We start from the raw sequence: 13,812 nt of genomic DNA, 5'->3' as shown, positions 1-13,812 counted from the left end.
TGCTGGCGGGCGAGCGGACTCGCCCAAACTCGGACATACCGGTGCTGCATGAAGACTGCCGGGCAGAGCGTGAACCATGCAGGGTGCAACTGCATGGTCTTTGGCACCTGTAACGCCGCTGGCGGCTTTCACGGCATGGCCGGAAATGTCACTCGGTGCGCGTTGGGGCACAGTTCTGTACGTACGACGTGATGCCGCCGCCCTGGATGGCTGGCCTTGAGGCGCGTTGTTTTAACCCGGAGGCAGCCAGAATCGGGGGGCGGCTGCAACCGGAACAAAAGGGGCGCTTTGCACCGCGGGGCGCACTGGGAGGCGGGCCTCCTTCACGTCTGCCGGCTTAGGGTGTTGTCTACCGGCTGGCAAGGTTGGCCGCACCGGAAAACACCTTCGAATAACCCAAGAAAGCGCGCATTGTAGCGACATTGTCGGCCTTCATGTTGCGCAGCAGTATTACAGCGCGGATTTTTCTTTGTCCGGCCTGGCGGTAGGCGTACCTGCCATCCTGATGGCATGTTTTGTTGCCGTGGCGCTGACCGCTGCTGTTACTTTCTGCCAGGTGGGCAGGCGTTGGTTTTGATCCGTTGCTTTGCTCTGTTGTTTATACAAATCAATGGCTTGGCTATGTGGTTTCGCGGTGCTGCTGTCGCTGCGCTGCGGTGCCAAGGTTGGCCGCAGGCTGGCTAGTGGCGGTCCGTTTCTGCCGGCGGGTGTTGTTTTTTATGCCAGCGCCGGTGGTATAGCTGCCAGGCGCGCAGTAGCACGCTGGCGGCGGCCAGCAGCAACAGCACGGTCAGTGGCAGGGCGGCAAGGTAGGGGAACACGCTGATGGCGATAGCCAGCAGCAGCAACACCAGGCCGATGCTGAGAAAGGCGCTGGCTTCGCTGTCATCCACGTCGCGGGTACCGCGTACCGCGCTGTCCAGCACCTCGCCGATGCGGGCCGCCTGGCGCGCGGCGGCGGCGGCGCTGGCGACCGCCTGCTGCCGCAATGGCAGTCGTTCCAGGCGCTCGCGCTGGCGCGCCGGTACCGGCCGGCGGCGCTGACCGCCGAGTACGATCTCGGTAGCGTTGTCCAGATCGACGAGAAAGCGCTGCGCCATGGCTGCGGCCACGCCGGCATCCTCGATCGCCAGGTCGATTTCGCGGTTGGCCAGCCAGCTGGAGAGATTGAGGTTGGTCGAGCCGATGCGTGCCCAGCGGTCATCGGCGACGGCGGTCTTGGCATGCACCATCGGGCCATCCCATTCGAACACCCGCACGCCGGCATCCAGCAACGGGCGGTACTGGGTGCGTGATACGGTGGCAATCCAGCCGATATCGCTGGCACGCGGCACCAGTAGCCGCACATCCACGCCATCCCGCGCGGCATTCTGCAACGCCGCCAGATAGGCGCTGGTACCCATGAAATAGGCGTCGGTAAGCCACAGCCGCTCGCGGGCAAAACCGGCGATCAGCAAATCGAGTCGCATCAGGTTGGCCGTGGCCGGGGTGGTGGCAATCAGCCGCGCGGCGATGTCGCCGCAGTTTTGCGGCGCCGGCAGCGGTGGCAGTTGCAGCGGCGCACCGCACTGCGCCCAGCTGTCGGCAAAGGCGGCCAGTGCATCGGACAGCAGCGGGCCACTCAGCCGCAGGCCGGTATCGCGCCAGTCATTCCAGCGCGAGCTGGCGCACAGCCCGCCTATAAAGGCGACCTCGCCATCGACAATGATCAGCTTGCGATGGTCACGCCCCAGCAGGCGCAGGCCGCGCCCCAGTCCTGGCGCCTGCCAGACACGGATCTGGGCGCCCGCCTGCAGCAGGGGCTTGAAGAAACCGCGGTAATGCTCGCGCCAGCAACCCAGCCAGTCATACAGCAGGAACACCTGAACTCCGGCTTTGGCTTTATCGCACAGCAGGGCGCGCAGCTGGCGACCGAAATCGTCATTGGCAAACAGGTACATCTCGACCTGGATGACGGTTTTGGCTTGCTGGATCGCTGCTAGCCAGGCAGCAAAGTTGGCCGCGGCATCAAACAGCAGCGCTACCTGATTGCCGGCGACCAGCGGAGCGCCGGCGGAGCGTGCCAGCGCCTGTTCTGCCATTTGGCGGAACAGGGGAGAAGCAGCCGGGGTATGTCGAAAAAATGCCATTTATTTATTGTCTGACAATATTTGAAATTCAGTATTTTGTAGGGGTGAAAATACAATATTTTCCTGTCGTTTTTTTGAAGGTTAATGTCCCTAAAACGTAAACTTTGAGCTTTGTGAAGCAGGTGAAATTTGCGTGCAAATAACTACAACTTATTGTTTTTGTTAAGATAATGCGTCGCACAAAAAGCGGTTGCAGGTCAGCTATCTTGACCTTAGAATCGAAGTCATTCGCTTCACATTATAAGCAGGGACAAACGATGGACAGACAGCGCTGGCTGGAGGGCACTCTATATCGCCCGGATTTCGAACAGGACAGCTGCGGCTTCGGCCTTATCGCACAGCTGGACGACAAACCTTCCCACTGGCTGGTACAAACCGCGATTTCCTCGCTGGCCAAGCTGACGCACCGTGGTGCGGTAGCGGCAGACGGCAAGTCGGGTGACGGCTGTGGCCTGCTGTTCCGCAAGCCGGACGGCTTCCTGCGCGAAGTGGCGGCCGAGGCCGGCATTACGCTGAAGGCAACCTACGCCGCCGGCCTGGTGTTCAGTCATCCGCAGGATGGCGAGCGCAGCCGCAACCGTGTGAAAGAATATCTGGAAAGCCAGGGTCTGGAAGTGGCGGGCTTCCGTGCCGTGCCTATCGACCTGGATGCCTGTGGCGAGCAGGCGATGGCGTCGCTGCCCAGCTTCCACCAGGTGTTCGTCAACTGCCCGTTCGGCATGGACGAGCTGGCATTCCAGCGCCGTCTGTACATGGGGCGCCGTCTGGCTGAAAAAGCCAACAAGGTCGACGATCCGTATTTCTATATCCCGACCCTGTCGCCGCACACGCTATCGTACAAGGGCCTGGTAACACCGGAAAACCTGCACAAGTTCTATCTGGACCTGTCCGATCCGCGTTTCGAGTCCAGCCTGGCGGTCTTCCACCAGCGCTTCTCCACCAACACCTGGCCGCAGTGGAAACTGGCGCAGCCGTTCCGCTTCCTGGCGCACAACGGTGAAATCAACACCGTGCAGGGCAACCGTAACTGGGCGCGTACCCGCGAGCGCATCATGACCTCGCCACACCTGGACATGGATGCCATCCGTCCGATCGTGCAAACCGACGGTTCCGACTCCATGTCGCTGGACAACATGCTGGAAGGCCTGCTGATGGGCGGCATTCCGCTGTTCCGCGCATTGCGCCTGCTGGTGCCGCCGGCATGGCAGAACGTGGACAGCACCGACAAGGATCTGCGCGCGTTCTACGAATTCAACTCCATGCACATGGAGCCGTGGGATGGCCCGGCCGGCATCGTGCTGACTGATGGCCGTTATGCCGGCTGTATGTTGGACCGTAACGGTCTGCGTCCGGCACGCTGGGTGCTGACCAAGGACAATATCCTCACCATCGCGTCCGAAGTCGGTGTCTGGGACTACCAGCCGGAAGACGTGGTGAAGAAGGGCCGTGTGAAGCCGGGCCAGCTGTTTGCCGCCGACCTGCAGACCGGTGAAATCCTGTACCCGGAAGACATCGATGCCCAGCTGAAGTCCGCCAAACCGTACCGTCAGTGGATCAAGGACGCCGGTTCGCGTCTGGAGCTGTCGATCGAGGACGATGCCGGCCTGGAAGCGTGGCCGAAAGAGCAGCTGCTGACTTACCAGAAGCTGTTCAACATCAGCTTTGAAGAGCGCGACCAGATTCTGCGCGTGCTGGCCGAAGACGGCCAGGAGGCCGTCGGCTCGATGGGCGACGATACCCCGATGGCGGTGTTGAGCCAGAAAGTGCGCTCGCCATTCGATTACCTGCGCCAGCAGTTCGCGCAGGTGACCAACCCGCCGATCGACCCGATCCGCGAAGCCATCGTGATGTCGCTGAACACCGTGTTCGGCCCCGAGCGCAATATGTTCGAGGAGACCGCCGAGCACGCCAAGCGTCTGGAAGTGCGCAGCCCGGTGCTGTCGCGCGAGAAATTCGTGCGCATTACCACCCGTACCGAGCCGTACCTGAAGGCCACCACTTTCGATCTGTGCTACGACCCGGCGGAAACCACGCTGGAAGACGCCATCCGCAAACTGTGCGCCCACGTGGTGGAAGCGGTACAGGAAGGCAGCGTGATCGTGGTGCTGTCCGACCGCACCATTGCGGCCAACCGTCTGCCGATCCACGCACTGTTCGCCACCGGTGCAGTGCACCACGCGCTGATGGATTCCGGCCTGCGCTGCAAGGCCAATATCCTGGTGGAAACCGGTACCGTACGTGACCCACACCAGATGGCGGCGTTGATCGGCTATGGTGCCACTGCCGTCTACCCGTACCTGGCGTACCAGACCATTGTCGACCTGGTGCAGACCGGCGACGTGCAACTGCGCGTCAACGAGGCGTTGCAGCACTACCGCAAGGGCATCAACAAGGGTCTGATGAAGGTGCTGTCCAAGATGGGTATCTCCACCATCGCCAGCTACCGTGGTGCCCAGTTGTTCGAAGGTATCGGCCTGCACGAAAAAGTGGTCGAGCTGTGCCTGAAGGGCACGGTATCGCGTATCTCTGGCGCCAACTTCGACGACTTCGAAGACGACCAGAAAAAACTGGCCAAGCTGGCGTTCAATCCGATGCGTCAGGTTACCCAGGGCGGCCTGCTCAAATACGTGCACGGCGAGGAGTACCACGCCTACAACCCTGACGTGGTGCAGGTGCTGCAGAAGGCGGTACAGAACACCGACTACGACGCCTACAAGCAATATGCCGAGCTGGTGAACAACCGTCCGGTGGCGATGTTCCGCGACCTGATGGAACTGAAACTGGATGGCATCACCCCGATCTCCATCGACGAAGTGGAGCCGGTGGAAAGCATCCTCAAGCGTTTCGACTCTGCCGGCATGTCGCTGGGCGCTCTGTCGCCGGAAGCGCACGAAGCGATGGCAACTGCCATGAACCGCCTCGGTGGCCGTTCCAACTCCGGTGAGGGCGGCGAAGATCCGGCGCGTTACGGCACCGAGAAGATGTCCAAGATCAAGCAGGTGGCTTCCGGCCGCTTCGGTGTCACCCCGCATTACCTGGTCAACGCCGAAGTGCTGCAGATCAAGGTAGCCCAGGGCGCCAAGCCGGGTGAAGGCGGCCAACTGCCGGGCGACAAAGTGTCGCCGCTGATCGCCAAGCTGCGTTGCTCCAAGCCGGGCATCAGCCTGATCTCGCCGCCGCCGCATCATGACATTTACTCGATCGAGGATCTGGCCCAGCTGATTTTCGACCTGAAGCAGGTCAATCCCAAGGCGCTGGTGTCGGTGAAGCTGGTGGCCGAGCCGGGCGTGGGTACCATCGCCGCCGGTGTCGCCAAGGCCTATGCCGACCTGATTACCATTTCCGGTTATGACGGCGGTACCGGTGCCAGCCCGCTGACCAGCGTGAAATACGCCGGCAGCCCGTGGGAACTGGGTCTCACCGAGGCGCAGCAGGTGCTGCGTGCCAACGGTCTGCGTGGGCGCGTGCGCGTGCAGACTGACGGCGGTCTGAAGACCGGCCTCGACGTGATCAAGGCAGCATTGATGGGCGCCGAAAGCTTCGGCTTCGGCACCGGCCCGATGATCGCGCTGGGCTGCAAGTTCCTGCGTATCTGCCACCTGAACAACTGCGCCACCGGCGTGGCCACCCAGGAAGTGAAGCTGCGCTCCAAGTACTTCATCGGCTTGCCGGAAATGGTGATGAACTACTTCCTGTTCATCGCTCAGGAAACCCGTGAGTGGATGGCCAAGCTGGGCGCCCGCAACATGGAAGAGCTGATCGGCCGCATGGATCTGCTGGCGCTGCGCGAAGGTGCCACCGGCAAGCAGCAGAAGCTGGACCTTGGCCCGCTGCTGTCGCAAGGCTCGGTGCCGGATAGCGTGCCGCGTTACTGCGTCACAGACTCCAACCCGTCGTTCGACAAGGGCGAGTTTGCCGAGCAGGTGCTGCAGGATGCGCTGCCGGCGATCCACAACAAGCAGATGCTGGAGCTGACCTCCCGTATCGAGAACCCCCACCGCTCCATCGGTGCCCGCCTGTCCGGCGAGATCGCCCGTGTACACGGTGCGGCGGGTCTGCCGTTCGGCTGCCTGAAAGTGAAGTTCCAGGGCTCGGCCGGCCAGAGTTTCGGTGTGTGGAACGCATCCGGCTTGCATCTGGAGCTGGAGGGCGATGCCAACGACTACGTCGGCAAGGGCATGGCTGGCGGCCGCGTGGTGATCTACCCGCCGAAAGACGCGAGCTACAAGTCGGGCGAGTCCATTATCGTCGGCAACACCTGCCTATACGGTGCCACTGGTGGCCAGCTGTTCGCCGCCGGTGTGGCTGGCGAACGTTTTGCGGTGCGTAACTCCGGCGCGCTGGCAGTCATCGAGGGTGCGGGTGACCACTGCTGCGAATACATGACCGGCGGCAGCGTGATCGTGCTGGGCGAGACCGGTTACAACTTTGGCGCCGGTATGACCGGGGGATTTGCCTTCGTGTTCGACCGCGCCGAGAAGTTTGCCTACCGCTACAACAACGAGCTGGTGGATATCCACCTGATCAACGGCGAAGCGATGGGCATGTACCGCGCCTACCTGCTGGAGAAGATCGCCAAGCACGTGGAACTGACCGGCTCCGAAACCGGCCGCGCCATGCTGGAGAACTTCGACGACTACGTGGATTACTTCTGGCTGGTGAAGCCGAAGGCCGCCAAGCTCGACAGCCTGCTGAAAGACTAAAGGGACGGGCGGCACGTCCGCCCCTTTACACGGAAATACCGATGTGCGGCCAACGTTGGCCGCAACATCCGAGGAACGGAATCATGGGTGACGTTTTCCAGTTCATGAAGCTCTCGCGCAACCCCGGCGACAAGGTCGAAGTCGCGGTGCGCAAGATCGAATTCAAAGAAATCTACACACCGCTGCACGCGGTGGACGCCGGTGACCAGGCTGGTCGCTGCCTGTCCTGTGGCAACCCCTACTGCGAGTGGGAGTGCCCGGTACATAACTACATCCCCAACTGGCTGAAGCTGGTGAAGGAAGGCAAGCTGTTCGAAGCCGCCGAGATGTCACACAAGACCAATAGCCTGCCGGAGATTTGCGGTCGCGTTTGCCCGCAGGATCGCCTGTGCGAAGGTGCCTGCACGCTGGAGCAGGGTGGTTTTGGCGCGGTGACCATTGGCAGCATCGAGAAATTCATCACCGACGAAGCCTATAAGGCAGGCTGGCGTCCGGACATGTCCAAGGTGGTGTGGAGCGACAAGAAGGTCGCCATCATCGGTGCCGGCCCGGCCGGCCTTGCCTGTGCCGACGTACTAGTGCGCAATGGTGTGCGTCCGGTGGTGTTCGACCGTTACGAGGAAATCGGCGGCCTGCTCACCTTCGGCATCCCCGAGTTCAAGCTGGAAAAGGCCGTAGTGAAGCGCCGCCGTGAGATCATGGAAGGCATGGGGGTGGAGTTCCGCCTCAACACCGAGATCGGCCGCGACATCCAGATCGAAGAGCTGCTCAGCCAGTACGACGCGGTGTTCATGGGCATGGGCGCCTATAAGTACATGAAGGGCGGCTTTGAAGGCGAAAGCCTGCCGGGTGTGCTGGAAGCACTACCGTTCCTGATCAACAACGTGCGCCAGTGTCTGGACACCCTGCCGGCTGGCGAAGCACCGGTATCGATGGCAGGCAAACGCGTGGTGGTGCTGGGTGGTGGCGATACTGCCATGGACTGCAACCGCACCTCCATCCGTCAGGGCGCCAAGAAAGTAATCTGCGCCTACCGTCGTGACGAGGCCAATATGCCGGGCTCCAAGCGCGAGGTGAACAACGCGCGCGAAGAGGGCGTGGAGTTCCTGTGGAATCGCCAGCCGATGGGCATCGAACAGGCCACCGACGGCAGCCTGCGCCTGAAACTGGCGGAGACACGCCTGGGAGCACCGGATGCCAAGGGCCGCCGTAATGCCGAGATCGTGCCGGGCAGCGAAGAAGTCATCGAGTGCGACCACGTCATCATCGCCTTCGGCTTCCAGGCCGAAGCTGCCGACTGGTTCGAGCGCCAGGGCATCAACGTTGCGGCCAACGGCCGTACTCTTGCCAGCGCTAACTGTGAGATTAAGTACCAGACTAGCAACCCGAAAATCTTCGCCGGCGGCGATCAGGTACGCGGCGCCGACCTGGTGGTGCGGGCCGTGTTCGAAGGCCGCCAGGCGGCGGAGGGGATGCTGAGCTACCTGCAGGTGTGGTAATGTTTTTTTTCATAATGTAAAAAACCCGCCATTTATGGCGGGTTTTTTACATAGTACAAGCAACGCAGAATCGTGTTCCTGGTTTTTGATGGCATCTAGATGTTTTCTGGCTGTCAGCTGTTTTTTCAAAAGAAGAAAAATCGATTATTCTTCGTCCGGTTATGTAAATAAGGTAGTACTAATGCAACCCCCTTTATGCGTGGATCTGGACGGAACGTTGATTCACTCGGATATGCTGCATGAGTCTGCGCTGAGCCTTCTGAAAAGCCAACCGCTCTCATTGCTGCAATTTCCAGTTTGGCTTGCTCAAGGAAAGTCTGTTTTAAAACAAAAGATTGCATTGGTTGCTGACTTCAACCCGGCTACCTTGCCATATAACCAATCTTTTCTCTGCTGGTTGCGTGAACAGCGTGAAGAAGGTCGCAAGCTTGTTCTTTGTACTGCTTCTGACAGACTGATTGCAGACCGCATTGCAAACCATTTGGATTTATTTGATGACGTAATGGCGAGTGAGGGTCAAGTCAATTTGGCAGGCCAGCATAAGGCCGATGCACTCGTCCGGCGCTACGGAGAGAAAGGTTTTGACTATGCTGGCAACTCCAGCGCCGACTTTGCTGTTTGGGAGCATGCGCGAAAAGGTATCGTAGTGAATGCATCGCGCACGGTACAGCAGGATGCCGAAGAATGTGTCGAAGTAGAGCGTGTCTTTGAAGGGCCAAATAATGGTTTTGCGGTATGGGGCCGAGTATTGCGGGTGCATCAGTGGTTGAAGAACGTGTTGTTGTTCACTCCACTGATAGCTGCGCACCGGATTGGTGAGCTTGATGCCTGGATGCAGCTGCTGTTGGCGTTTGTGGCATTTAGCCTATGTGCTTCTTCGGTCTATGTGGCAAACGACTTGCTGGATTTGGAAAGTGACCGGCATCATCCGCGCAAGTGTCAGCGGCCGTTTGCGTCCGGAGCGGTTCCTGTATGGCAAGGCTGTATTATTGCTCCCTTTTTAATGGTTTCCAGTTTCGCCGTCGCACTATATGTGGGTGGCAGCTTTCTATCTTGGTTGGTAGGCTACTTTCTGCTGACGTGCCTGTACTCGCTGAAGTTAAAGCAGCTAGCATTGGTAGATTGCCTTACGCTGGCCTTGCTGTATACCTTGCGGATACTGTCAGGCGCTGCTGCAGTATCAATGGAACTATCGTTTTGGCTGCTTGCCTTTTCCGGTTTCCTGTTCCTGTCGCTGTCCTTTGTCAAACGCTTTGCTGAACTGCAAATGCAGATACTGCACAACAAGCACAAAGCCCATGGCCGTGGCTATTACTCCAGTGATGCGCCATTGGTGCAGATGTTAGGCATTGCTTCTGGTTTCTCTGCCGTATTGGTGTTGGCTATGTACCTGAACAGCAAGGAAGTGCTGCTGCTGTATCGCAATCCGGAATGGATTTGGGGTACGGTGCCGGTCATGCTGTTCTGGATCAGCTGGATGTGGCTGAGGGCGGTACGCGGCCAGATGCATGACGATCCGCTGGTGTTTGCAGTGAAGGACAAGGCCAGTCTGGTGGCTGGCCTGGTATTTGCCCTGTTGCTGCTGGCCGGTTCGGTGGGAGGCATGGCATGAAGGTGTATTCATGGGGCCGGCTCAGTGGTGAGCATCACGCAGTGAACATGCTTGGCAGCACCAGTAATCTGCCGCCTCTGGCCGAAGGGCCGCGGGCGCTGCCGCACGGCATGGGTCGCAGCTATGGCGACAGCTGCCTGAATCCGCAGGGCACATTGTGGAAAACCACTGCGCTGGATCACTACGTTTCTTTCGACCCGGCTTCCGGTCTGCTGGTATGTGAAGCCGGCATCTTGCTGCGAGACATCCAGCGTACTTTCATTCCCCGTGGCTGGATTCTGCCCGTCACCCCCGGTACTCAACTGGTGACCGTAGGTGGGGCCATTGCCAATGATGTGCACGGCAAGAACCATCATGTGCATGGTTCCTTTGGCGACCATGTCCGACAGCTGCGCCTGTTGCGTACCGATGGCAGCGTGATCGAGTGTGGCCCTGCGCAGAATACCGACTGGTTTGCTGCCACCGTGGGTGGGTTGGGCCTGACAGGTGTCATTACCCAGGCCTGCCTGCAATTGCGCCCGGTAGCCGGGCCGTGGATGGAGACGGAAACCTGTCCGTATTACACGCTGGATGACTTTTTCCAGCTGGCCGATGCCTCAGAAGCGCAATGGGAGCATACGGTATCCTGGATCGACTGCATGTCTGGCAGTCGCAGTCGCGGTATTTTCATGCGCGGTAACCACGCAGCAGCAGACATCCGGCAGCCAGAACCTGGTGCCAAGGCGCTGACTGTTCCCTTGGTGCCGCCGGTTTCACTCATCAATCCGTTATCGTTGCGTCCCTTCAATGCGGCCTATTTCCACGCGCAGGCACAAAAGTCTGGTCGCCGCATCCAGCACTATGCCGGTTATTTCTACCCGCTGGACAATCTGTTGGAGTGGAATCGCATATATGGCCCGCGCGGCTTTTACCAATATCAGAGCGTGGTGCCACGACAAGTTGGTCAAGAAGCCGTCGCCGCCATGCTAAAAGAAATTACCCGCGCTGGTGCCGGCTCCTTCCTTGCGGTGCTGAAAACTTTCGGTAACCGTCAAGCCGCGGGCATGATGAGTTTTCCACAGCCCGGAGTGACGCTGGCACTGGATTTCCCCAATAAGGGCGCACAGACGCTGGCCTTGTTCGAGCGCTTGGATGCCATTGTGCGCGAGGCCGGTGGTCGTCTGTACATGGCCAAGGATGCGCGCATGCCGCGCGACTTGTTCGAGGCTGGCTATCCCCGGCTGGCCGAGTTCCTCAATTACCGCGACCCGGGCTTAAGTTCAGCCTTGTCGCGCCGTCTGATCGGATACTGATGTCTACTCTGCGTAAAATTGTGATTGTGGGTGCCACCTCCGCCATGGCCGAGCATTGCGCTCGACTGTGGCTGCAACAAGGCGTGGAAGAAATGGTGCTGATCGGACGAGATGCGCAGCGCGTTGACCGGGTGGTAGCCGATTTGCGCGTGCGTGCCCCGCAGTGCCTGATTCAGACCATCATCAGCGACTTTCTGCAGCCGGAAGCCATTGCCCGGACGGTAGAACAGGCCTGTACCGCTGTCAGTCCCGACATCGTACTGCTGGCCCATGGCTCCCTGCCCGAGCAGGCTGTTTGTCAGCAAGACCTGCAACACAACCGTGTCGCACTCGAAGTTAATGCCATCTCGCCGGTGCTGTTTGCCGAAGCCTTTGCCAGCCGACTGGAACAGGTAGGGCAGGGCAAACTGGTGCTGATTGGTTCGGTTGCCGGGGATCGCGGCCGTAAGTCCAATTATGTGTATGGCGCCGCTAAAGGCCTGGTTACCCGTTATGCACAAGGCCTGCAGCACCGCTTTGCCGGCAGCCGGATTCAAGTGGTGCTGGTTAAGCCGGGCCCGACCGACACCCCGATGACCGCGCATCTCAAGAGCAGCGGGACTAAGCTGGCGAGCGTGGAACAGGTGGCCAGCAACATCGTATCCGGGGTGGCAGGTGGCAAAACGGTTATTTATGCACCGGCCAAGTGGCAGTTGATCATGCTGATCATCCGGCATTTGCCGCGTGTTATTTTTAATAAGCTCGATATCTAGCTGAGTAAAAGATAGTTTCTGCTCTGGATATTATCTAATTGTATTGTGTCATGATGTTTTGATCATTTTTTTGATTGAACATTTGAATGCTGAGTTGAGGTGGGGAAGTGAAGAAATTGAATGGTGCTAGGTATTTGCTTTCGTTTAGTGTGACCGTCTTTTTTTTTATGTTTGGGCTGGCTATTATTGGTGGTTGGAAAAATTACACGGCTATTCCATTTTGGGATATGTGGGATGGTACGATAGATTTTTTGCTGAAAGTACGTGCTGGTGATTATGGTGTATGGTGGGAGCAGCATAACGAACATAGAATTCTTTTGGCGAGAATAATATTCTGGCTGGATTCTGAATTTTTCGGAGATGTTAGTATTTTTTCAGTGTTTGCAAATTATTGCCTTTTTGCTGTTAGTGGTCTGATTTTTTATTTTTATGCAAAAGATCTTGCCTATGAAGAGCAACTTTCGAAAGATTATTTTCTGACTTTTGTTTTTACCTTGTTTTCTTGGGTATTTTTACTGACACAATCTGATAATTTTTATCTGGCATTTCAGTCTCAGTTTATTCTGGCTCAGTTGTTGCCCTTGAGTGCGTTTTATTTTCTTGCGCGGTATGCTCAGCTCCGCCAGGTTATATATTTTATTCTTGCTTTTTGTTGCGCAGCCTTGGCAATTGGCTCTATGGCAAATGGAGTGCTGGCTTTTCCGCTGATGTTCATCTATGCCTGCTTGCTGAGACTAGATGGAAGTAAATGTGTTGTATTACTTATTGCGGCAGTCATCTTTCCCATTGCGTATTTTTTTCATTACCAAGCCCCAGATGGACATGGTCATTTAATGGCGGCTCTCTTGGAAAGACCTGACCGTTTTTTGTGCTATGTCTTGATGTATATTGGTAGCCCATTTCATTACCTGTTAGGTAAGGGAAATTTGGGGCCGGTTGCTGCAGTCTTGGCAGGAGGGGCATTTGTATCATTTGCATTGCTTTCTCTTTACCGGCAATGGCAAAAAAAACAAAAATCGGCATTTGTTTTTGCACTACTGTTTTTTATCGCGTACATCATCGGAACTGCAGTTGGTACGGCTGGTGGGCGTTTAATATTCGGTGTTGAACAGGCGTTGGAGACCAGATACACCACGCCGGCCATCATGGCATGGGCCGCATTGGCGCTAGTAATGGGAAAAACCTTTGCTTTCACAAGCATAAACAGTAAAAAAATGCTGTGTACAGGCACTATTCTCTTGATGGTAGCCATGCTTGGTTTTCAGCTGAAGGTGCTGAAACCAGTAGATACTATATATAAAGTGCGTCAGCAAGCTGCGATTGCTCTAGCCCTGAAAGTGAATGATACGGAGTATCTGAAAACTTTGTTTCCCGATCCGGATTATTCATTGAAGATAAGTGGCGAGGCGGCAACTCAGGGCATTTCTGTTTTTGCAAGGCCGCCATTTTCTGAAATGATGGGCAGTATTGGTAAGAAACTAGATGTGAATAATGTACATGGATGTATTGGCTCGGTCGATCATGTCGCTGGGCTGGGGCGTGCTCCGGATTACATCCGTATTGATGGTTGGGTCTATTCGTCGATTGATAAAAAATCACCAGAGCGAATGACCATTGTTAATGATCAAGGCTTGATCGCGGGATATGCCATCGTCGGCATGCCGAGAGATGATGTCGGAACCAAATTTGGTAGTACTGCCAGAAATTCAGGTTTTGGTGGTTACGTCAAAAAATCTCTGTTGACGCAATCCATGTACGGAATAGGCAGTGCGCCGCAGTGCCATTTCGTCATGAAGTGATGATTCATCCAAAATAGACTTATATC

8 protein-coding genes are annotated in these 13,812 nt (G+C 57.4%); 6 read left to right on the top strand and 2 right to left on the bottom strand.

Annotated elements, in window-relative coordinates; genetic code table 11:
- Positions 1-450 precede the first annotated feature (450 nt).
- Both HU218_RS02615 and HU218_RS02610 read right to left on the bottom strand, forming a co-directional pair.
- A complete protein-coding gene (locus tag HU218_RS02615; protein ID WP_174873395.1) occupies positions 451-663 on the bottom strand; it encodes a hypothetical protein in 213 nt (70 codons plus the stop codon).
- Positions 664-680: 17 nt separating this feature from the next.
- A complete protein-coding gene (locus HU218_RS02610; protein WP_174873394.1) occupies positions 681-2,129 on the bottom strand; it encodes a phospholipase D-like domain-containing protein in 1,449 nt (482 codons plus the stop codon).
- Between the two features lie 257 nt (positions 2,130-2,386).
- On the opposite strand from HU218_RS02610, the gene gltB reads away from it, so the two are divergent.
- The 6 genes from gltB to HU218_RS02580 all read left to right on the top strand — a co-directional run bounded on the left by gltB (position 2,387) and on the right by HU218_RS02580 (position 13,786).
- Complete coding sequence (gene gltB / locus HU218_RS02605; RefSeq protein WP_174873393.1) at positions 2,387-6,832, top strand: glutamate synthase large subunit; 4,446 nt, start codon at positions 2,387-2,389, stop codon at positions 6,830-6,832.
- Between the two features lie 83 nt (positions 6,833-6,915).
- Complete coding sequence (locus HU218_RS02600) at positions 6,916-8,331, top strand: FAD-dependent oxidoreductase (RefSeq protein WP_281357099.1); 1,416 nt, start codon at positions 6,916-6,918, stop codon at positions 8,329-8,331.
- A 181-nt stretch (positions 8,332-8,512) separates the two neighbouring features.
- The gene (locus HU218_RS02595) at positions 8,513-9,943 is read left to right on the top strand and encodes a UbiA family prenyltransferase (RefSeq protein ID WP_174873392.1); all 1,431 of its coding nucleotides are present in this window, start codon (positions 8,513-8,515) and stop codon (positions 9,941-9,943) included.
- Positions 9,940-11,235, top strand: a complete 1,296-nt coding sequence (locus HU218_RS02590) for an FAD-binding protein (RefSeq protein WP_174873391.1) — start codon at positions 9,940-9,942, stop codon at positions 11,233-11,235. The genes HU218_RS02595 and HU218_RS02590 overlap by 4 nt, the downstream gene beginning before the upstream one ends.
- Positions 11,235-11,987 carry an SDR family NAD(P)-dependent oxidoreductase gene (locus HU218_RS02585; protein WP_174873390.1) on the top strand — a complete coding sequence of 251 codons (753 nt, stop codon included), beginning with the start codon at positions 11,235-11,237 and terminating at the stop codon, positions 11,985-11,987. The genes HU218_RS02590 and HU218_RS02585 overlap by 1 nt, the downstream gene beginning before the upstream one ends.
- Positions 11,988-12,094: 107 nt before the next feature.
- Positions 12,095-13,786 (top strand): hypothetical protein, encoded by a 1,692-nt coding sequence (locus HU218_RS02580; RefSeq protein WP_174873389.1) that lies wholly within the window; start codon positions 12,095-12,097, stop codon positions 13,784-13,786.
- The last annotated feature ends 26 nt before the right edge of the window (positions 13,787-13,812 follow it).

Source organism: Vogesella oryzae (assembly GCF_902829295.1).
In the GTDB taxonomy this organism is placed as follows: domain Bacteria; phylum Pseudomonadota; class Gammaproteobacteria; order Burkholderiales; family Chromobacteriaceae; genus Vogesella; species Vogesella oryzae.
Note: the sequence above shows the minus strand (reverse complement) of the source record. Positions and strands in the feature narration are given on the sequence as shown.